This window comes from Ochrovirga pacifica (genome assembly GCF_000220525.1).
GTDB lineage: Bacteria > Bacteroidota > Bacteroidia > Flavobacteriales > Flavobacteriaceae > Ochrovirga > Ochrovirga pacifica.
This window is the reverse complement of sequence record NZ_AFPK01000036.1, coordinates 18,578-38,619: the sequence shown is the minus strand read 5'-3', so window position 1 is coordinate 38,619 and position 20,042 is coordinate 18,578. Positions and strand designations below refer to the sequence as shown.

Annotated in this window: 20 protein-coding genes; 17 read left to right on the top strand and 3 right to left on the bottom strand. The window is 33.7% G+C overall.

Annotation, left to right across the window (positions count from 1 at the left end; all coding sequences use genetic code 11):
- Positions 1-5 precede the first annotated feature (5 nt).
- The 11 genes from gcvH to FS85_RS0107160 all read left to right on the top strand — a co-directional run bounded on the left by gcvH (position 6) and on the right by FS85_RS0107160 (position 11,660).
- Positions 6-386: a glycine cleavage system protein GcvH gene (gcvH, locus tag FS85_RS0107210; RefSeq protein ID WP_010135467.1), complete on the top strand. Its 381-nt coding sequence runs from the start codon at positions 6-8 to the stop codon at positions 384-386.
- Positions 352-741 carry a VanZ family protein gene (locus FS85_RS16105; RefSeq protein WP_050809626.1) on the top strand — a complete coding sequence of 130 codons (390 nt, stop codon included), beginning with the start codon at positions 352-354 and terminating at the stop codon, positions 739-741. Before gcvH ends, FS85_RS16105 begins: the two co-directional genes overlap by 35 nt.
- A 50-nt stretch (positions 742-791) precedes the next feature.
- On the top strand, positions 792-1,520 hold the full coding sequence (locus tag FS85_RS0107200) for an energy transducer TonB (protein WP_010135464.1): 729 nt from the start codon (positions 792-794) through the stop codon (positions 1,518-1,520).
- A gap of 309 nt (positions 1,521-1,829) precedes the next feature.
- Positions 1,830-2,861 carry an oxygen-dependent tRNA uridine(34) hydroxylase TrhO gene (trhO, locus tag FS85_RS0107195; protein ID WP_010135463.1) on the top strand — a complete coding sequence of 344 codons (1,032 nt, stop codon included), beginning with the start codon at positions 1,830-1,832 and terminating at the stop codon, positions 2,859-2,861.
- 204 nt (positions 2,862-3,065) lie between these two features.
- Positions 3,066-4,619, top strand: a complete 1,554-nt coding sequence (gene ricT, locus FS85_RS15270) for a regulatory iron-sulfur-containing complex subunit RicT (RefSeq protein ID WP_010135462.1) — start codon at positions 3,066-3,068, stop codon at positions 4,617-4,619.
- On the top strand, positions 4,597-5,091 hold the full coding sequence (locus tag FS85_RS0107185) for a gliding motility lipoprotein GldH (RefSeq protein WP_010135461.1): 495 nt from the start codon (positions 4,597-4,599) through the stop codon (positions 5,089-5,091). Before ricT ends, FS85_RS0107185 begins: the two co-directional genes overlap by 23 nt.
- Positions 5,092-5,102: 11 nt before the next feature.
- On the top strand, positions 5,103-7,394 hold the full coding sequence (locus tag FS85_RS0107180; protein WP_010135460.1) for a transglycosylase domain-containing protein: 2,292 nt from the start codon (positions 5,103-5,105) through the stop codon (positions 7,392-7,394).
- 12 nt (positions 7,395-7,406) lie between these two features.
- Positions 7,407-8,171 (top strand): exodeoxyribonuclease III, encoded by a 765-nt coding sequence (locus FS85_RS0107175; RefSeq protein ID WP_010135459.1) that lies wholly within the window; start codon positions 7,407-7,409, stop codon positions 8,169-8,171.
- Between the two features lie 6 nt (positions 8,172-8,177).
- A complete protein-coding gene (locus tag FS85_RS0107170; protein ID WP_010135458.1) occupies positions 8,178-9,128 on the top strand; it encodes an OmpA family protein in 951 nt (316 codons plus the stop codon).
- Position 9,129: 1 nt separating this feature from the next.
- The gene (locus FS85_RS0107165; protein ID WP_237706951.1) at positions 9,130-10,656 is read left to right on the top strand and encodes a LysM peptidoglycan-binding domain-containing protein; all 1,527 of its coding nucleotides are present in this window, start codon (positions 9,130-9,132) and stop codon (positions 10,654-10,656) included.
- The gene (locus tag FS85_RS0107160; protein ID WP_010135456.1) at positions 10,653-11,660 is read left to right on the top strand and encodes a DUF4837 family protein; all 1,008 of its coding nucleotides are present in this window, start codon (positions 10,653-10,655) and stop codon (positions 11,658-11,660) included. Before FS85_RS0107165 ends, FS85_RS0107160 begins: the two co-directional genes overlap by 4 nt.
- Here the strand turns inward: FS85_RS0107160 and FS85_RS0107155 are convergent.
- Positions 11,653-12,591 carry an ABC transporter ATP-binding protein gene (locus tag FS85_RS0107155; RefSeq protein WP_010135454.1) on the bottom strand — a complete coding sequence of 313 codons (939 nt, stop codon included), beginning with the start codon at positions 12,589-12,591 and terminating at the stop codon, positions 11,653-11,655. The genes FS85_RS0107160 and FS85_RS0107155 overlap by 8 nt on opposite strands.
- A gap of 97 nt (positions 12,592-12,688) precedes the next feature.
- Here FS85_RS0107155 and FS85_RS0107150 point away from each other — a divergent pair, with 97 nt between their 5' ends.
- Positions 12,689-14,041, top strand: a complete 1,353-nt coding sequence (locus FS85_RS0107150; protein ID WP_010135452.1) for a hypothetical protein — start codon at positions 12,689-12,691, stop codon at positions 14,039-14,041.
- A 59-nt stretch (positions 14,042-14,100) separates the two neighbouring features.
- On the opposite strand, the gene FS85_RS0107145 is transcribed toward FS85_RS0107150, so the two are convergent.
- Positions 14,101-14,436 (bottom strand): single-stranded DNA-binding protein, encoded by a 336-nt coding sequence (locus FS85_RS0107145; protein ID WP_010135451.1) that lies wholly within the window; start codon positions 14,434-14,436, stop codon positions 14,101-14,103.
- 164 nt (positions 14,437-14,600) lie between these two features.
- Between FS85_RS0107145 and FS85_RS0107140 the strand changes: the two genes are divergently transcribed.
- Positions 14,601-14,960: a hypothetical protein gene (locus FS85_RS0107140; protein WP_010135448.1), complete on the top strand. Its 360-nt coding sequence runs from the start codon at positions 14,601-14,603 to the stop codon at positions 14,958-14,960.
- Here FS85_RS0107140 and FS85_RS15265 read toward each other — a convergent pair.
- The gene (locus FS85_RS15265) at positions 14,957-16,309 is read right to left on the bottom strand and encodes a serine hydrolase domain-containing protein (RefSeq protein ID WP_033194629.1); all 1,353 of its coding nucleotides are present in this window, start codon (positions 16,307-16,309) and stop codon (positions 14,957-14,959) included. The two genes, FS85_RS0107140 and FS85_RS15265, sit on opposite strands and share 4 nt — an antisense overlap.
- A gap of 117 nt (positions 16,310-16,426) precedes the next feature.
- Here FS85_RS15265 and FS85_RS0107130 point away from each other — a divergent pair, with 117 nt between their 5' ends.
- From FS85_RS0107130 to FS85_RS0107115, 4 genes are read left to right on the top strand one after another with little or no spacing between them, the layout of a single operon-like run.
- Positions 16,427-17,641, top strand: a complete 1,215-nt coding sequence (locus tag FS85_RS0107130; protein ID WP_010135446.1) for an aminotransferase class V-fold PLP-dependent enzyme — start codon at positions 16,427-16,429, stop codon at positions 17,639-17,641.
- A gap of 32 nt (positions 17,642-17,673) precedes the next feature.
- Positions 17,674-18,132 (top strand): DUF1569 domain-containing protein, encoded by a 459-nt coding sequence (locus FS85_RS0107125; protein ID WP_010135445.1) that lies wholly within the window; start codon positions 17,674-17,676, stop codon positions 18,130-18,132.
- Positions 18,133-18,170: 38 nt separating this feature from the next.
- Complete coding sequence (locus FS85_RS0107120) at positions 18,171-19,094, top strand: methylenetetrahydrofolate reductase (RefSeq protein WP_010135444.1); 924 nt, start codon at positions 18,171-18,173, stop codon at positions 19,092-19,094.
- 10 nt (positions 19,095-19,104) lie between these two features.
- On the top strand, positions 19,105-19,998 hold the full coding sequence (locus tag FS85_RS0107115) for a hypothetical protein (protein ID WP_010135443.1): 894 nt from the start codon (positions 19,105-19,107) through the stop codon (positions 19,996-19,998).
- Positions 19,999-20,042 lie beyond the last annotated feature (44 nt).

Genomic DNA, 20,042 nt, shown 5'->3' with positions numbered 1-20,042 from the left:
CCAATATGAATTTTCCAGAAGAATTAAAGTACACAAAAGATCACGAATGGGTAAAGGTAGAAGGAGACCACTTGGTTATTGGAATTACTGATTTTGCTCAGAGTGAGTTAGGAGACATTGTATATGTAGATGTAGATACCTTAGACGATACAGTAGAAGCCGATGAGGTTTTTGGTTCTGTAGAAGCTGTAAAAACAGTATCGGACTTATTTATGCCGGTAACAGGTGAAGTAATAGAATTTAATGACTTATTAGAAGACGAGCCAGAAGCTGTAAACGAAGACCCTTACGGTAAAGGTTGGATGATTAAAGTAAAACCAGAGAATCTTGAAGATATTCAAAATTTATTAAATGCTGAAGATTATAAAGACTTGGTTGGAGCGTAGTAGTATCTACTTAGCAATTGGTTTTGCTATTTTGATACTAATTTTAAGTTTGGCAAAACTAAACAGCTTTCCAGATATAGGAAATTTTCAAAATTCCGATAAGGTAAAACACATCCTTGCATATTCAGTTTTGTCATTTTTTTGGCTTATATCTTGTCAGTTAGGTAAAATAAACATTAAAATTTTGCATTTAATTTTGATAATTATTGCATATGGTGTGATTATTGAAGTATTACAGATGAGGTTAACTACCTACAGGACTGGCGATTTGCTAGATATTATTGCCAATTCTCTAGGAGTGTTTTTAGGATATTTATTTTTGAAATTAGTTAACCGTATATATTTGCAAGTCTAATTCTAATTTCGTTATTTTAGCGAACTAAAATTCAATTGAACTGAATAAAAATGGAAGTTAAAAAGAATCCCAAATCAAATCTTGAAAATTTTAGTAAGGTTTTCACTTTACTTGGATTGGTTTTGGCTCTTTATATAGTGTACATCGCTATAGAGCACAAAACTTATGACAGGGTTGTAGATGAACTACAAGCAGTGACCTTACAGTCTGAAGAAGTAGAAGATATGGTGATGATGCAAATCAAACCACCATCTACACCACCACCACCACCGCCGCCACCGCCACCACCATCTCCTGAGCAATTTGAAAAAGTAGAAGATGATGTAGAAGTAGAGGAGGTAGTTATCCAATCTACAGAGATTGAGTTAGACGATAAAATTGAAGTTGAAACTATTGAATATAGTGAGGAAGTAGAAGAAGTAGTATACGAAGACATACCGTTTGCTGCTATTCAAAACCCAGCAATTTTTCCTGGATGTGAAAAAGCAAAAGATAAAAAAGCTTGTTTCAGTGAAAAAGTAAACAAACATATTAGTAAAAACTTTGATACAGGTTTGGCAGATGAGTTAGGATTGTCAGGGATTATTAGAATGGCTGCCATCTTTAAAATTGATACCAATGGTAAAGTAACTGAGGTAAGAGTAAGATCTAAAAATCCTGAGTTGTCTAAAGAATTTGAAAGTGCAATTAATAAATTGCCACAAATGGTACCAGCAAGTCAAAACGGAAGAAAAGTAAACCTATTATTCTCTTTACCTTTAGTATTTAGAGTAGAATAGTTTTATACATACTTATAGAAACAAAAAAAGCTACATTTCTTAATGTAGCTTTTTTTGTTTAAAAGTTGATAGCAATCAACTTTTAAACACCTGTATTCAATTCTTTTGGCACGTGCTTTGTTAACTACTATAACAGTTAGTTTAGTTTTTTTAAAATAGTAGTTTTTCATAAGTTTTAGTTTAGATGTTCTCCCTTCAGAGCTTTTCTGTAGGGAGAACTTATTTTATAGAGGTGGATGTACTGCATATCAAAGACAAAAAGTTTACTACCTTTGTATTAAAATAAATGTTTAACTAAATTCATATAGCATGCAACTGTATAATAAGTTAAGCGCAGAAGAACGTGCCCAATTAATAGACCAGGCAGGAAAAGATCGCTTAACCATTTCATTTTACCAATACCATCAAATAGGAAACCCACAAGTATTTAGAGATCACCTTTTTTTAGTTTGGGATCAATTAGAGGTTTTAGGAAGAATCTATGTAGCCAATGAAGGAATTAACGCTCAGTTATCTTTACCAGCAGATAGATTTAATGAATTTAAAGAGCATCTAGATAGTATTTCTTTCTTAAAAGACATTCGACTAAACATTGCGGTAGAACAAGACAACAAATCCTTTTTAAAGTTAAAAGTAAAAGTAAGAGATAAAATAGTAGCCGATGGTTTAAACGACCAAACATTTGATGTAACCAACAAAGGAGTGCATTTAAGTGCTGCAGATTTTAACAAAATGTTAGAAGACCCAAACACCGTTTGTGTAGACATGCGTAATCATTACGAAAGTGAAATTGGTCATTTTGATGGAGCTATTACACCAGATGTAGATACTTTTAGAGATTCGTTAGACATTATTGAAGAAGATCTAAAAGAGCACAAAGAAGATAAAAACTTATTAATGTATTGTACAGGAGGAATCCGATGCGAAAAAGCCAGTGCATATTACAAACACAAGGGATTTAAGAATGTATTCCAGTTAGAAGGAGGAATTATAGAATACACTCGTCAGGTAAAAGAAGAGGGTATTGAAAACAAATTCAAAGGAAAAAACTTTGTTTTCGATCATCGAAAGTCGGAAAGAATTTCTGAAGATGTAATTTCTAATTGTCATCAATGTGGTGCACCATGCGATACTCATGTTAATTGTGCTAATGAAGCATGTCATTTGTTATTTATACAATGCGATGCTTGTAAAGAAAAAATGGATCAGTGTTGTTCTGATGCCTGTAAAGAAATAAATGCTTTGCCTTATGAAGAACAAAAAAAGTTAAGAAAAGGAAAAACCAATAGCAATAAAATCTTTAAAAAAGGACGCTCAGAAGTCTTAAAGTTTAAAAAGTAGACAACTTGTAAAAATTAAACAAACTTCTTTTGGTCAAAGATTTATGCTCGCAGACGAATGATAAGATTCTAGCATAAAAGAATATGTTTTATCCTTTTGTGAAATAATTATATCTTTAAAAAATAAAACAAAATTTAACCGTTTCTAAATGGGTTAAAATAAATTAAGAATCCTTCACGAAAGTGAATTAATACAATAAAATATATGAGCTGTAATAGTTGCTCAACTAAAGATGGAGCTCCAAAAGGTTGCAAGAGCAATGGGAGTTGTGGTACAGGAAGTTGTGATAAATTAACGGTATTTGATTGGTTGTCTAATATGGAGCTGCCAACAGGACAAAAACCTTTTGATATTGTTGAAGTACGTTTTAAAAACGGAAGAAAACATTTTTACAAAAACGAAAAAAATTTTCCTATTAGTATAGGAGATGTTGTAGCTGTAGAAGGAAATCCTGGGCATGATATTGGTACGGTTTCTTTAACAGGAGAATTGGTACGTATTCAGATGCGTAAGAAAAAGATTGATGTTGAAGGAGAACAAGTAAAAAAAATCTATAGAAAAGCCACTCAAAAAGATATCGATATTTGGCAAGAAGCCAGAGCAAAGGAAATAGAAACCCAAAGAAGAGGAAGAGAAATTATTATCCGTTTGGGCTTAAAAATGAAGTTGTCGGATGTAGAATATCAAGGAGATGGAAACAAAGCTACTTTTTATTATACAGCTGACGATCGTGTGGATTTTCGTCAATTGATTCGTGATTTGGCTTCGGCATTTTCTATTCGAGTAGAAATGAAACAAGTAGGACTACGTCAAGAAGCAGCACGTTTAGGAGGTGTTGGTTCTTGCGGAAGAGAATTGTGCTGTTCTACTTGGTTAACAGATTTTAGAAAAGTAAATACTGCAGCAGCAAGATATCAACAACTGTCACTAAATCCATTAAAATTAGCAGGACAGTGCGGAAAATTAAAATGCTGTTTAAACTATGAGTTGGATACATATTTAGATGCTTTAAAAGAATTTCCATCACAGAACGTAACCCTAAAAACAGAAAAAGGATTGGGGATTTTTGTAAAGATGGATATTTTTAAAGAAGTACTTTGGTACACATACAAAGACGATAAAAGCAAGTGGTTTAAGCTCACTTTAGACCAGGTTTTAGAAATAGTAGAAGAAAACAAAAAAGGAAACACTGTAGAAAGTTTAGAAGACTTTGATGCCGAAAATATTGAAGAAACTAAAGTTGATTTTGAAAATGTAGTAGGACAAGATAGTTTAACTCGTTTTGATGAACCCAAAAAACCAAAACGAAGAAGAAACAGAAAATCTAACAGAAACAGAAGTAACAATACCACAAATACAGAGAACAAGCAAGAAGGAAATTCTCCTCAAAAAAGAAATGTAAGAAATACAGAAAAGCCATCTGGAGCAAAACCTACTAGAAAACCCAATAATAGAAGAAAGCCTCAAAACGCACAAAATAGAAATCAACAAACAACAGAGCAAAAACAATCAGCACAAGCACCTAAACAAACGGAAAGTACCAAACCTGTTTCAAAAAACAATAAAAGACCCCAAAGAAGAAATCAGAGAAATAAGCCCAATACCAATGCTGTAGAAAAAATAGCAAACCCAACACAAAATGTGCAAAACAACAAGCAGGGAGTTTCTACTGAAAAAAGTAATACCAACAAACCCAAAAGAAGGAATCCAAGAAGAAAGCCTAACAAACCAAACAATGGAACGACAAAAAGCGAATAAAATCCTTTTTACAATTTGGGTGCTAATTTTGGTTGCTTGCGACCATCCAAAATACGATACCTACAAAACTTTAGGAAACACAGGTTGGCCATTGGATCAGCCTGTTTCTTTTGAAGTAAACTTAGAAGACGTTTCAAAACCACATCATGTTTTTTTAAACGTACGAACCGATAAAGAATATCCTTATAGAAATCTATACCTTATTAGTAAGGTTACTTTTCCTGATGGAATTGCAGTAAAAGATACTTTAGAATATCAAATGACCGATGCTTATGGAAATTGGTTGGGTACAGGACTTACTGATGTAAAAGACAATGCACTTTATTTTTTAGAAAATTATACGTTTCCAGAGCCAGGAAATTATAAATTTCAATTTACTCAAGCCATGAGAAAAAGAGGCGATTTACAAGGATTGCCTGTCTTACAAGGGGTAAGAGATTTTGGTTTACGAATAGAAGAAGTACAAAACTAATCAACATAAAAATGACAAAAAAAACAGAAACAAAACCTAATTATTCTTTGTATTTAAGAATACTTTGGGGCGTTTTTTTATTCTCAGTTTTGGGAATTGCAACCTTGTTTGTAGCTATAAACTACGGAGCTTTTGGAAAATTACCAACGTTTGAAGATTTGGAAAATCCTGAAAAAAACTTTGCTTCAGAAATTATATCAGCAGATGGGATAACTTTAGGAAAATATTACAGAGAAAACCGTACACCTGTAAAGTTTAGAGATTTACCCGATAATTTAGTAAAAGCATTAGTAGCTACCGAAGACGAACGCTTTTACGAACATTCTGGAATAGATTTTTATGCCATTGCCAGGGCGGTTGGAAAATTAGGGCAAAATGGAGGAGGAAGTACCATTACACAGCAGTTGGCTAAGCAATTATTTCACAAAAGAGAAAATGCTTCTATTTTTAAGAAAATAAAACAAAAGCTAAAAGAATGGGTAATTGCTATTAAGCTTGAAAGACAATACACTAAAAACGAAATCATTACCATGTACCTAAATAAATATGACTTTTTGTACAATGCTATTGGTATTCGTTCTGCTTCTAGAATTTATTTTAACAAAGAACCTAAAGATTTAACTTTAGAAGAATCTGCAATTTTGGTGGGAATGGCAAAAAATCCATCGTTATACAATCCTAAAAGGTTTCCCGATAATGCTAAAAAAAGAAGAGATGTAGTTTTAGGACAATTAGAAAGAAATGGTGCAATAGATACCAAACAAAAAGACTCTGTAGCAAGCCTGCCTATTAAAATAACATTTACTCCCGAAGGCCATAGTGATGGACATGCTACTTATTTTAGAGAATATTTAAGAGATTATTTAAAAAGCTGGATCAAAGAGCACCCAAAAGAAGATGGTACGTATTACGATATTTACAGAGATGGACTAAAAATATATGTAACTCTAGATTCTCGTATACAAAAACATGCAGAAGAAGCAGTTACACAACACATGTCTAACTTGCAAAGAATATTTTTTAAGGAACAAAAAAGAAACAGAACGGCTCCGTTTTACGATTTAACTCAATCAGAAATTGATAAAATAATGTGGAGAGCAATGGTGCCTACACAACGATACCAAACCTTAAAAGCGAATGGAGCTAGTAAAAAAGAGATTTTAAAGAATTTTAAAATCAAAAGAAAAATGAAAGTATTTGATTGGAAAAAAGGGGAAAAAGATACGGTATTGTCTCCTTATGATTCTATTAGGTACTACAAAGCACATTTGCGTTCGGGATTATTGGCAGTAGAACCTCAAACAGGACATATAAAAGCATGGGTAGGAGGTATCAATCATAAATATTTTAAATACGATCATGTAAAACAAGGAAAAAGACAAGCAGGTTCTACATTTAAGCCTTTTGTATATGCATCTGCTATCAATCAATTTAGAATTTCTCCTTGTGAAAAATATCCAAACACTCCGTATACCATACCCAAAGGTAAATATGACTTGCTAAAAGATTGGACTCCAAGAAACTCTGGCGATGATTATGGAGGGGAACTTACGTTAAAACAAGCATTGGCAAAATCCATTAACGTAATTACAGCTAGAATGATTGATAGAGTGGGGCCTGAAAATGTAGTGAATTTGGCAAAAAAATCTGGAATTACATCACACATAGACCCATATCCGTCTATTGCATTGGGAACTGTAGATGTTAGTTTGTTTGATATGGTTGGAGCGTATGCCATGTTTGCCAACAAAGGATTTAGAGTACATCAGACCATGGTGATGCGAATAGAAGACAGAAACGGAAGTGTATTGCAACGTTTTATACCCTCTTCAGAAGAGGTGATGAGTGAAGAGGCAGCTTATGCCGTTTTAAGCTTGCTAAAAGGAGTAACAATGGAAGGATCTGGGGTACGCCTTAGAGGTAAGTGGGGTAAATATCCAGAAAATGTTGCTACAGGTTATCCTTATCAATTTACCAATCCTATTGCGGGAAAAACAGGAACTACGCAAAATCAATCGGATGGATGGTTTATGGGGGTCGTTCCTAATTTAGCAGTAGGAGTGTGGACTGGGGGAGAAGAAAGAGCTACGCATTTTGCAGGTATCACCTTTGGTCAAGGGGCAAGTATGTCTCTGCCTACTTGGGCTTTATTTATGAAACGATTGTATGCCGATGAAACCCTTAATATTAGTCAAGAAGATTTTGAGAGACCAGATAATTTTGGTATAGCGATTGATTGTGATAGCTCTAAAGAAAACGAAGAAGAAGTGTTTATTCCTCAGGAGGATGGAACAGGTTTTTAAACTGAAAAGACAATGAAAATAATATCGTACAACGTAAACGGAATTAGGGCAGCCTTAAAAAAAGGTTTTTTAGAATGGTTGGCAGCTGCAAATCCAGATATTTTGTGTTTGCAAGAAACCAAAGCCCATAAAGAACAGCTAGACCTTTCTGTATTCGAAACGCTAGGATATAGGTATCATTATTGGTTTTCTGCCGAAAAAAAAGGATACAGTAGTGTGGCTATTTTATGCAAAGAAGAACCCAACCATGTAGCTTACGGAACAGGAATTCAGCACATGGACATAGAGGGTAGAAATTTACGTGTAGATTACGATACATTTTCGGTGATGAGCTTGTACCTTCCGTCGGGAACCAATGATGCTCGCTTAGGATTTAAACTAAATTATATGGATGAGTTTTTAGACTACGTATCCGAGTTAAGAAAGGAAATTCCCAATCTAATTATTTGTGGCGACTACAATATTTGTCATGAAGAGATAGACATCCATAACCCTAAACAAAACAAAAATACTTCCGGATTTTTACCCGTAGAAAGAGAATGGCTAAGCAAATTTATAGCTAGTGGTTTTGTTGATAGTTTTAGGCACTTTAACAAAGAACCACATCACTATTCTTGGTGGAGCTATAGAGCCAATGCAAGAGCAAATAATAAAGGGTGGAGAATAGATTACCACATGGTTGCCAACCCGATGAAAAATCGTATGCAAAGAGCCTATATTTTGCCCGAAGCCAAACACTCAGATCATTGCCCAATTGTTTTAGAAATAGAAAATTAGAATTGTATGAAAACGTATATTACTGTCTTACTTTCTGCCATAGTACTTAGCAGCTGTGTTACCAAAAAACGTTTTGTAGAATTGTCTAACAAGTACGACAAGTTGTACAAAACAAACGGAGAATTAATTGCCAAAAATGATGAATTATTAAAGGCAAATAATCAGTTGGAGAATGAAATTGAGGAATTGCAAAAGCAAAAGCAAAAAGTTAAAAATCAACTTTCTTTATTAGAACAAGAACTAGAAGCAACTCAAAAAAAGCAAGAAAACTTAAAGGATTCTTATGATTTGTTGGCTTCAAAAAGTTCATCAGAAATTAGTGCAAAAGCCAAAGAAAATCAACAATTATTAAAGGCTTTAGAAGAAAAAGAAGAAAAACTGTTTACAGAAGAAGCCAATTTAAGAAAGTTACAAGCAGCTTTAGAGGCAAGGTCTAAACGAATTGCAGATTTAGAGGCTTTAATAGCTAGTAAAGAACAAGCAATGCAAGCCTTAAAAAAAGCCATTAGCGATGCGTTGATTGGTTTTGAAGGAAAAGGATTAACTGTAGAACACCGTGATGGAAAAATTTATGTGTCTATGGATAATAAATTGCTATTCCGTTCGGGTAAGTGGTCCGTAGAAGCACAAGGAAAATCTGCTGTAGAAGAGCTGGCAAAAGTATTGGTGCAAAATCCAGAAATTGAAGTGTTGATAGAGGGGCATACAGATAATGTACCTTATAGAGGAGCTATAATAGAAGACAACTGGGATTTGTCTGTAAAAAGAGCCACAGCGATTGTAAGAATTTTGGAAAAACAAAATGTTGCTCCTAAACAAATGACAGCAGCAGGAAGAGGAGAATACAAACCTGTTGCAGAAAACACATCACCAGAAGGAAAAGCAAAAAACAGAAGGATAGAAATTATTTTATCACCTAATTTAGATGAGGTAACCAAATTGCTGAATGACCAATAAGATGAAAAAAAACAAAAGGAATAGATTACTTTTTCTAAGGTTGATTTTTGTAGGGACTTGCATGTTTGCTCAAGAAACTCCACATCAAGACACTATACCACACACAACACAAGAACTAGAGATTGATGAATATACGATTGCCAACGATTCTTTAGAAAAAATAGATCAGCAATGGTTACAAAATTTATACAAAAAAGCAGAGGTAGATAGTGTTTTTCCGATGTTTGCAAAAGAAGAAACGTTAGACTTTTCGTTAGAAGAGTTAGCTACAGATACCTTAAAATATCGTTTGGAAAGGCTGAACGAAAAAACGCCTTTTTACATAGAGTACAATAAGGAACTAGAGCGCATTATTAAAAGTTACCTTAAATACAGAAAACGATATTACCCTGCAATGATGGCCAGAGCAGATTACTATTTTCCTTTTTTTGAAGAGCAGTTGGCCAATTACAACATTCCGCTAGAGATGAAGTATTTGGCAATTATAGAATCTGCATTAAGACCAAGAGCAAAATCTCCTGTAGGAGCAACAGGAATGTGGCAATTTATGTATCATACAGGAAAGTTGTACAATCTAAAGGTAAGTTCTTATGTTGATGAACGCCAAGATCCTTTAAAATCTACAAAAGCAGCCTGTCAGTATCTAAGTAAATTACACGATATTTTTGACGATTGGGATTTGGCACTTGCCGCATACAATTCAGGTCCGGGAAATGTATCCAAAGCCATAAGAAGGTCTGGAAACAGAACAAACTACTGGAACATACGTCCTTTTTTACCCAAAGAAACTTCAGACTATTTGCCAGCTTTTTATGCAACTATGTACATTTTTGAATATGCTAAAGAACATGGTATACAAAAAGAAACTCCAAGAATTAGACATTTTGAAGTAGATAGTGTGCAAGTAAAACAAATGATAAGCTTTAAACAAGTAAGCGATATGGTAGGAACTGAGGTAGAACTTTTAGAGTTTTTAAATCCAGCTTACAAGCTAAACATTGTACCTTATGTACAAGGAAGAAATTACAAATTGGCTTTGCCAGTAAAAGATGCTTTAGCATTTGCCAGCAAAGAGCAAGAAATTTACGCCTATGTCGATGCTCAAGACAAAAAAAGAGAAAAGCCGTTGCCAAAGTATTTCGAAATGAGTCAGAGAATTCGTTACAAAGTACAATCGGGTGATTATTTAGGGGCTATTGGCGAAAAGTTTGGGGTTTATGTAAGAGATATCAAACGATGGAACAACTTAAGCTCTAACAATTTAAAAGTAGGACAGCGATTAACCATTTTTCCTAAAAAAATAAACTATACCATTTCCGAACCTAAAAAACAAAATGTAGCTAAAGTCCAGATTCCTAAACAAGGCCCTAAAAGAGAACACACCATAGTAGAAGGAGACAATTTGTGGGATATTGCAAAAAAATACAAGGTTACAGTAACAGCTATAAGATCTTGGAACAATCTTTGGACGAATAACAATCTTAAACTAGGAAAAAAATTGGTCATTTATAAAATGCTAGACAAATGAAAAAAATTATAACCTTACTTAGTATTGTCCTTTTAGTAGCGTGTGGTAGTAAAGACGGTGAAAAAAAACGTGATGCTGCAGATTTAAAAGCCGAATCTAACGGAAGAATAAATCATGTAATTGTAGTAGTAGAACCTTATGATTGGAAAGGAAAGTTAGAAGAGTCTTTTGTAGAGTTAATTTCAGATCCTATTCCAGGATTGCCACAATTAGAATATCAGCTAAATGTTTCTACCATTCCGCACAGTGCTTTTACCAAAATGTTTAAAAACAATAGAAATGTACTAAAACTGGATATAGGGCAACAAGAAAACTTTCGTATTTACACAGACAAATATGCCAGACCTCAAACCATTGTAGAAGTAGCTGCACCCGATAAAAAAGCACTGGTGGCACTAATACAAAAAAGAGGAGCCGAAATTGTTGAAGCATTTAAGGAAGGTGATATCAAATCTACCCAAAAAGAACATGCATCCAATCGATATACTAAAAAAATTGATGCACTAAACAAATTAGGGGTGTCTATGACTATTCCAAATAAATACAGAATGGTAATGGATACTTTGGGATCTTTTCTTTGGATGAGAAGCCATATAGCAGGAGGTGTAGCAGTAGGAGACCAAACCAACGAACTGTTGGTGTACCAAGCTCCTTTGTTTGATGAAAGCAAACCAATTGTAAATCAAATTATAAAAAATAGAGATAGTATTGGTAAGATGTTTATTAGAGGAAACGATGTTGATAAAATGTACATGATTACCGAAGCAGCAAGAACTCCTGTAGTAAAAGAAGTCCGCATTCACGGAAAAAAAGCCTATGAAACTCGTGGAACTTGGGAGGTTTTTGGAGCCTACAATGCAGGTCCTTTTTTAAACTATTCTATTGTTGATGAAAAAAATAACCGAGTTATTGTGGTAGAAGGATTTAATTATGCACCATCGGTAAACAAGCGTGATTTTGTTTTTGAGTTGGAAGCGATTTTAAAAACCACACAACTTAAATAGCAATACAAATATTGCTGTTTTTAGCATAAGCTTTTTGGCTATAAATTAAAACAGATTGTCTTTGCAATAAAACCTCTATAAGATAATGTGTTCCTTTGTAAAAAGAATTTTTTACAATAGCAGTAACCTCAGATTGCTCCACAATTTTTAGTTGCTCAGGATACAATATTGCTTTTCCTTCCCTATCAATGTTTAAAAGTTGGTAGGGAATTTCATTTACTTCATTAAAAAACGAAGCTACATACACCGATTTGGGATGGTGGTACAATTCGGATGGGCTTCCGCTTGCAATTATTTTTTTATTGCGAATAATATGCAAAGTATCTGCAAAAGACAAAGCATCCGTACTGTCATGAGTAGCAACAATACATGTAATTTTTTTAGATTTTAAATACCCAAACAATCTTCTTCTTAAATGGTTTTTTCTAAAATTATCAATATGACTAAAGGGTTCGTCTAACAATAAAATTTTAGGTTCTTTGGCCAAAACACGAGCAATAGCTACTCGCTGTTTCTGTCCACCACTAAGATTTTTTACTTTAACATCTGCAAAATCTAACATATCTACCACTTCTAGTAGTTCTACAACTCTAGCTTTTTTTTGGGCTTTGTAGATGTTAGACAAAAATTCTCCTACATTTTCTGCAACCGTTGTGTAGGGCATTAGACTAAAATCTTGTGCCAAGTACTTCATAAATGGATGACCGGGAATTAGATGAAATTTTGGGCCTAAAAGTTTTTCATTGTTATAAAAAACCTGTCCATGTTTTAAATCCATCAAACCATAAATTATTTCTAAAAGAGTACTTTTTCCGCAACCACTTTCACCCAATAGTGCAACATATTCGCCATCCTTTACATTAAAAGAAATGTTCTGCAATACAGGTTTAGAAGCTTGATAAGCATAAGAAATATGGTCTAGTTTAAGCATAAAATAAGAGATTGAACAACAAATATAAATAACTAAAAAGCTTAAGTATTGATAAAATAAATATTAATTTTCCAAAAAACTAAAACGATACAAACTCATGAAAAAAACAATTTTTTGGTTAGGATTGCTTTTTGTAGGCTTTCATACAGCCTTTGCTCAAACAAATTACGAAAGCTCTTTTAAGGATGAAAATGTTATCTCAGGAAACGTAGGTTTTACTACTATAGGAGAACAAACCTTTGTTGGATTTAGATTGCAACCAGAATTTTCTTTTGGAAAAATAGGATTGGGTTTAGATGTGCCCTTATTATTTGATATTGAAAACGGTAATTTAAGAACAGAGGAGTTTTCTAATGGTGTGGGAGTGTTAAGGATGATTAGATATTTGCGTTATGGAGTTAAAAAAGAAGACCCTGTATATGTAAAATTAGGTGATATGACTGGTGAAAGACTTGGCTATGGAGCGATTTTAGGAAATTACACCAACGCTGTTTCTTTTGAGAGAAGAAAAGTAGGAATTAGTGCCGATTTACTTTTTGAAAAAAAGATAGGTTTGGAGTTTTTATACAGTGATTTAAATTTTGATGGAAGTTTAAAGTTACTAGCTGTCCGACCCTATTACAAACCTTTTGGTGCCTTAGAGATTCCTATTGTAAACACAATTGAATTTGGGTTAAGCATGGTGGTAGATAAAGATGATTTTGAAGAAACAACTGATACGGGTACAACCAATCACACTCAATTTACTAGAGATGGAAATAAAGCATACGGAGTAGACGTAGGAGCAATTTTATTAAAAAATATGTTTTTAGAACTTACGGCAGATATCCAATATGCAAAGCTGCTAAAAAACGATGCACTAGCAGCACATATTTCTAACACAGTTCCTACAGCAAATTACGATACTGGTCAAGGATATGCAATTGGTTTAGAAGGAGGCTTTAACTTTATCGCAAATGTTCTTCATGTAAATGCTAGAATAGAAAGACAATGGTATGGAGATAACTACATTCCCCAGTTTTTTAATTTTGCTTACGAGATTAACAAAGATGCTAGGTTACAAGAGTTAGTTCCTGCAGAAAATTCACAAGGAATTTATGCTCGTTTAGGAAGCGAAATCTTAGATTTAGTAAAAGTAAAAGGGGAGCTGTTACTACCCGACGATTTAGAAAATAGCAATCGAGGAGCCATTGTAGGACTTAGTTTACAAACCAAAGAAATAGCCAATTTTAGAGTAAGAGGAACGTATGTAAAATCTCAATTAACCAATTTGGATGATGCTTTTAAGTTTAATGGAAATGCTCTTGCCAATGCTTTGGTTACCTACAGGCTAAATCAATTTATGGAAGCAGGTGTAGATTATCAGTGGACCTATGCCCAAAAAGATGATGGAACTTTTGGTACTGTAAATCAGGTTAGGCCTTATATTGGTTTTAGTATGAAATTTTAAAACTTACACAAACACCTAACATACGTATGTTAGGTGTTTGTGAGTTGTAAAAAAAGCTATTATTTAGATCCCAACATAAGTAATTCGTGTACTCTAATTTTTGTAGTATAGCGTTTGTTACCATCCTTATCTTCCCAAGCTTCTGTGGTTAATTTTCCTTCTAAGGCAATTTCACTTCCTTTGTCTAAATATTTTTCTGCTATTTCTGCATTTTTGTTCCAACAAACAATGTTGTGCCATTCTGTTTCAGTAACTCGTTCCCCGTCTTTATTGTAATACACCTCTTTAGTTGCTAATGAGAAGCTAGCCAATTTTTTGTCTTTTCCAAAAGTTTTGATTGATGGATTTCCTCCTAAATGTCCGATTAACTGTACTTTGTTTCTTAAATTGTTCATAACGTATAATTTTTAAATGATGAAAACTGTTGTCGACTTTCGACAGGACAAAATTGCAAACGAACTTTTGTTGTAATCGGTATCTAATTGTTTGTTTGCGGATGTAACTGTTTGTAGTCGTTTGCAAACGATAAAAAAATAGTATCTTTAATCAAATTAGAAAGATGGAAGAAAAAAGTTGTTTAGAGTGTGGAGAGCGTATTGTTGGTAGATCTGATAAAAAATTTTGCAATGATTATTGCAGAAATGCCTACAACAACAAGTTAAATGTTGGAGACAAAAATTTGGTTAGAAATACCAACAATGCATTAAAGAAAAACTATAAAATTTTATGTGAATTAAATCCGACAGGGAAAACAAAGCTTAACAAAACAGTTTTGTTGCAAAAAGGGTTTAACTTTCAGTTGTTTACATCCATTTATACCACCAAAACTGGCAATCAGTATTTTTACTGTTACAACCAAGGATATTTATTATTAGAAAATGATTTTGTACTGTTGGTAAAAAACAATCAAGATTTTTAATGAATGGTGGCACAAATTTGACTGACCATTTTATCAAAAAGAGGATAAAAACCAACACGACCCAATTCTGTAACTCCAAACCTAACAATCACTAGTTCTTTAGACGGAATTACAAAAATTCTCTGCCCTTGATATCCATCGGCATAATAACAATCTCTAGGAACGTTGGGCATGTAGCCCCCTGTATTTAACCACCATTGTCCACCATATTCTCCTTTAGAGTTCGGACTAGGGGTGGTTACGTAGTCTACCCATTTTGGACTTAAGATTTGCTCGTTATTCCAACATCCTTTTTGTAAAAATAGCTGACCAAATTTAGCCCAATCTCTAGTAGTTGCCCAACTATATGAAGAAGCAACATAATTACCTACTACATCTGTTTCAAGAATCATAGAATGCATTCCAATTTTATCGATATAAGTTTTGTACGGAAAATCTAAATATTCTTGATGAGTTTTAAATTGCTTTCTTAAAAGGGCACTAAGAACATTGCTGTTGCCAGATTGGTAGTAAAACGTAGTTCCAGGAGTAGCTACCAAAGGTTGTTTAATGGCTCTTTGCGTACAATCAGAATCTTTAAAAAGCATTTTGGTAACATCGCAAACTTTACCATAATTTTCCTCCCATTTCATACCGCTTTCCATTTGTAAAAAATGATTGGTGTTAAGTTGCTGCTGTTCTTTGCTAGTCCATTCTGGAAAAGCTGTTATAGGTTGGTAAATATCGTAACCAGATTGTTCTAAAACACCAAAAGATGTACTTAGCAAAGTTTTGGTGATGGACCAACCTTGTAAAAGAGAGTTTTTAGAAAAACCTGCTGCATATTTTTCGGCAATAATTTTTCCTTTATACAGCACTAGAATAGATCTGGTATTTTTAATTCCGTCAGGATGGTTTTCTACAAAAGAATTGGTTACAACACTATCTAATTCTGAGTAGTTGATGTTAGAAAAAACCGTATCAATTGCAGCAAGATGACCATAGGGGTAAGGTAAATTAATGTGTTTTTGTTTTCGGTTGGGTTGATTGTTATGTAGCTTTTTTTTATCATCACTAACCAAAGCCACACCTACTCCTTGCCTGTATACAGCCTTGCTTTTAGACATACCAAATACACTGGCAGTAACAGTTTTGTTAAGTTCATCGATTTCGGTTTTTGCCAAGCTAATCAAAAAAGAACTGTTGTCTTCATTTTCGGTAAGAGTAGGATCTTGCTTGGCTAAAAAATAGCAACTGGCCATGTTCTTGGCTGCAAAACCGGAGATAAGTTTTAGCTTAGAAATGTTAAAAGCAACAATTGCAATCACAACACACAAAAGGCCAATGCATACAAACTTTATAATTTTCATAGGAGTAAATTCGGTCAAAAAAGATACTAATTTTAATCATACTAAGTAAAAGACTTAAAGGAAAGTTTTTCTCAATCTAGCAAGAAAGAAGTACCTTTGTTACAAATAAAATATTCCATGATTGACATTGATAAAATAAGAGCAGATTTTCCTATTTTAAAACAACTAGTAAACGGAAAACCTTTGGTTTATTTTGACAATGGAGCTACCAGTCAAAAGCCACAAGTGGTGATAGATGCTATTACCAACTACTATTCAAACATTAACTCTAACGTACACCGAGGAGTACATACGCTAAGTCAGCTAGCTACCGATGCTTTTGAAGAAACTAGAAAAAAGATAAAAGCTCATTTCAATCCTGCTCACGAACACGAAATTATTTTTACTCGTGGTACTACCGAAGGAATTAACTTAGTTGCCACAGCAGTTACACCTTTTATAAAGAAAACAGATGAGATTATCATTTCTGGATTAGAACACCACTCTAACATTGTGCCTTGGCAATTATTGTGCGAACGTACAGGAGCAAAGCTAAAGGTAATTCCGATAAATGATAAGGGAGAGTTAGAAATGGATGTTTTTGAGGAATTGATATCCAATCAAACAAAAATTGTAGCAGTTAACCATATTTCTAATGCCTTGGGAACCATCAATCCTGTAGAAGAAATTATTGAAAAAGCCCATAAAGTAGGTGCTTGGGTGTTAATTGATGGAGCACAATCTTGTCCGCATATGAGAGTAGACTTGCAAGCCTTAGATTGTGATTTTTTTACTTGTTCTGCACATAAAATGTTAGGACCAACAGGGATAGGATTTTTATACGGAAAAGAAGATATTTTAAATGCATTGCCACCTTATCACGGAGGAGGAGAAATGATTAAAGAATGTAATTTTGAAAAAACAACCTATGCCGAATTGCCACATAAATTTGAAGCAGGAACCCCAAACATTGCAGATGTAATTGCTTTTGGAACCGCTATAGATTATATAAACAAGATTGGTTTAGAGCATATTGAAGCCTATGAGCACGATTTGCTAAACTACGCAACCCAAGCATTGTTAAACGTACCAGGGTTAAAAATTTATGGTACATCAGCCAAAAAAGCAAGTGTTATTTCATTCAATATTGCAGATTTGCATCCGTATGATGTGGGAAGTATTGTAGATAAATTAGGAGTCGCTGTAAGAACAGGACACCACTGTACTCAACCTATTATGGATCGGTTTGCTATTCCAGGTACCTTAAGGGCTTCTTTTGCTTTTTACAATACAAAACAAGAGGTAGATGTATTGGTAAATGCTTTACAAAAAGCGGTAATGATGTTGTCATAAACCCTATATTTACATCCAAAAAATCACTTTTTATGCCGTATCCAAGTATTTTTGAAGTAGCTACTTTGGCAGAAAATAAAAAGCGTTTAGACCAGTTAACGCCAAAAACATCACCCTTGTGGGGCAAGATGAGTTCGGCACAAATGTTAGCACATCTAAATAAAACGTATGATACTTCTAGAGGAAAAATTAGGATTGAAATGGATCCTTTTATGCATTTTTTTATCAAAACTTTTTTAAAGAAAACCATTGTAGGAAACAAACCATATCCTAAAAATGCAAAAACAAATCCTTATTACTTGGTAACAGAAATTAAGGATTTTGAAGAAGAAAAATCCAAATTGCTACAAAACATGCAGTGGGCTTTTGAAAAAGGTTCTGATTATTTTGAAGGAAGACTAACCCGTTCTTTTGGGCACTTAACGGCCAAGGAATGGAGCAATCTATTTCAAAAACATTTAGACCACCATTTTCAGCAATTTGGAGTGTAATCAATAAAAAAATAAGTCACATTTTGTGCTAAATATACATGAATTCTAAAACGTTAAAACACAAAATAAAAGCCAAAAAAGGAGGTTATCTTTTTTACGGATTAACTCCTCCTAAGCTAGCCACCGATCCTGAAAAACTTGAAGGAATTGCAGCCAGACAAATAGAAAGAATTAAAAGTTTAGATATTGATGGTTTGGTGTTGTACGACATACAGGATGAAACCTCTAGAAACAACAATCCAAGACCTTTTCCTTTTATGTCTACTTGGGCTCCAGATACGTATGCCAATAGTTATTTAAAAGATTTAGAGGTTCCCAAAATTATTTACAAAAGCGTAGGTAAGTTTACAGAAAATAGCCTAAAAGACTGGTTGGTTAAAAACGAAGACATCTTTGATGTGACAGTATTTGTTGGAGCTCCCTCTAGAGAGCAGCAAGTAAATTTAACACTGCAAGAAGCATATCGCATAAAAAAAGCATCAAACTCTAGTATGTTGTTAGGTGGGGTTACCATACCCGAAAGGCATTTTGCCAAAGGCGATGAGCATCAACGAATTTTAAACAAAGCTCAAAGCGGATGTTCCTTTTTTATTTCGCAATGTGTTTACAATTTAGACAATGCCAAAGATGTATTGTCTGATTATTATTTTTATACGCAAGAACATCAATTAGAACCGTTGCCAATTATTTTTACGCTCACTCCTATAGGTTCGTTAAAAACATTAGAATTTACCAAATGGTTGGGAATTGATATTCAACGATGGCTAGAAAACGAACTTAAGGTTTCTGAAGATATTTTAGCAACATCGATTAATATTTGCAAATTTATTGCAAACGATTTGATTGCTTTTGCCAAAGAAAAAGACATGCCAATTGGTTTTAATATAGAGTCTGTTGCTATTCGTAAAGCAGAAATTGAAGCCTCTATAGCCTTAGTAAAATCGGTTAAGGAAATGATGTAATACGAATTCTATGAAAACAAAACTCCAACGATTATCAAGCTTTTATTTGATTGCCTTTTGTAGCTTTTTTGGAGTTTCTTGCTCGTTAGATACGGATTTCAAGTCAAAAGAATTTATAGGAGATTATCAGATAGAATCTCAGGCAGTTTTAGAAGATTTTGCCAACCATCATTTTGTTGGTGTTAAAGGCAATTTGTACATTTTTAATTGCGAAGATTTAATGCCCTTAGCAGACCTAACGTATGTTGATGGAAAACTAGAAATACGAAACAATAAGGTTGAACTAGAAAACTTAAAAGGGTTAGAAAATGTAACTCGTATTGGGGGCGATTTAAATATTTATCAAAATAAAGGAATTAAGTCGCTTACAGGTTTAGATCAACTTATAGATTTAGGTGGCAATATTGCTATTTACGAAAACAGTAGGCTAGAACGTTTCAATAATTTAGATAAAATAAATCGTGTTACAGGTTTTGTAAACATATACTCCAATCCCAACCTTGTGGAAATTAATGGGCTTAACCAAGTGTCGGAAATAATAAGTCATGTTGATGTTAACAATAACAGAAATTTAGTACAGTTAAATGGCTTTAAAAGCATAGCCAGAATAGGGAACACACTAACGATAAAGGATAACCAAGCATTAACAGAACTCAACGGTTTTAATTATTTAATCTCTGTAGTAAGTAAATTGATTATTGAGCAGAATAGAAATTTACAATCCATTTCTTCCTTAAAAGATTTAACTTCTGTAGGTTCTTTATCTATAAAAGAAAACAATCTATTAGAAGATTTTTGTACGCTACGGTTGGTAAATTTTGGAGACAGTTATGTGGTAAGTGGTAATGCCTACAATCCAACAAAAGAACAAATTCTTTACCAAGAAACCTGTCGTAAAAACTAAACTTATTTAATCTAAAAAAGTTTTTGGTATTTATTTTTATTAAA

Excerpts from the sequence above, each read along its gene's own strand:
- FS85_RS0107115 (WP_010135443.1), top strand. The coding sequence starts at position 19,105 with ATGAAAACAAAACTCCAACGATTATCAAGCTTTTATTTGATTGCCTTT.
- FS85_RS0107120 (WP_010135444.1), top strand. The coding sequence starts at position 18,171 with ATGAATTCTAAAACGTTAAAACACAAAATAAAAGCCAAAAAAGGAGGT.
- trhO (WP_010135463.1), top strand. The coding sequence starts at position 1,830 with ATGCAACTGTATAATAAGTTAAGCGCAGAAGAACGTGCCCAATTAATA.
- FS85_RS0107130 (WP_010135446.1), top strand. The coding sequence starts at position 16,427 with ATGATTGACATTGATAAAATAAGAGCAGATTTTCCTATTTTAAAACAA.
- FS85_RS0107160 (WP_010135456.1), top strand. The coding sequence starts at position 10,653 with ATGAAAAAAATTATAACCTTACTTAGTATTGTCCTTTTAGTAGCGTGT.
- FS85_RS0107125 (WP_010135445.1), top strand. The coding sequence starts at position 17,674 with ATGCCGTATCCAAGTATTTTTGAAGTAGCTACTTTGGCAGAAAATAAA.
- FS85_RS0107140 (WP_010135448.1), top strand. The coding sequence starts at position 14,601 with ATGGAAGAAAAAAGTTGTTTAGAGTGTGGAGAGCGTATTGTTGGTAGA.
- FS85_RS0107165 (WP_237706951.1), top strand. The coding sequence starts at position 9,130 with ATGAAAAAAAACAAAAGGAATAGATTACTTTTTCTAAGGTTGATTTTT.
- FS85_RS16105 (WP_050809626.1), top strand. The coding sequence starts at position 352 with ATGCTGAAGATTATAAAGACTTGGTTGGAGCGTAGTAGTATCTACTTA.
- FS85_RS0107145 (WP_010135451.1), bottom strand. The coding sequence starts at position 14,436 with ATGAACAATTTAAGAAACAAAGTACAGTTAATCGGACATTTAGGAGGA.
- gcvH (WP_010135467.1), top strand. The coding sequence starts at position 6 with ATGAATTTTCCAGAAGAATTAAAGTACACAAAAGATCACGAATGGGTA.
- FS85_RS0107170 (WP_010135458.1), top strand. The coding sequence starts at position 8,178 with ATGAAAACGTATATTACTGTCTTACTTTCTGCCATAGTACTTAGCAGC.
- FS85_RS0107155 (WP_010135454.1), bottom strand. The coding sequence starts at position 12,591 with ATGCTTAAACTAGACCATATTTCTTATGCTTATCAAGCTTCTAAACCT.
- FS85_RS0107200 (WP_010135464.1), top strand. The coding sequence starts at position 792 with ATGGAAGTTAAAAAGAATCCCAAATCAAATCTTGAAAATTTTAGTAAG.
- FS85_RS0107180 (WP_010135460.1), top strand. The coding sequence starts at position 5,103 with ATGACAAAAAAAACAGAAACAAAACCTAATTATTCTTTGTATTTAAGA.
- FS85_RS0107175 (WP_010135459.1), top strand. The coding sequence starts at position 7,407 with ATGAAAATAATATCGTACAACGTAAACGGAATTAGGGCAGCCTTAAAA.
- ricT (WP_010135462.1), top strand. The coding sequence starts at position 3,066 with ATGAGCTGTAATAGTTGCTCAACTAAAGATGGAGCTCCAAAAGGTTGC.
- FS85_RS0107150 (WP_010135452.1), top strand. The coding sequence starts at position 12,689 with ATGAAAAAAACAATTTTTTGGTTAGGATTGCTTTTTGTAGGCTTTCAT.
- FS85_RS15265 (WP_033194629.1), bottom strand. The coding sequence starts at position 16,309 with ATGAAAATTATAAAGTTTGTATGCATTGGCCTTTTGTGTGTTGTGATT.
- FS85_RS0107185 (WP_010135461.1), top strand. The coding sequence starts at position 4,597 with ATGGAACGACAAAAAGCGAATAAAATCCTTTTTACAATTTGGGTGCTA.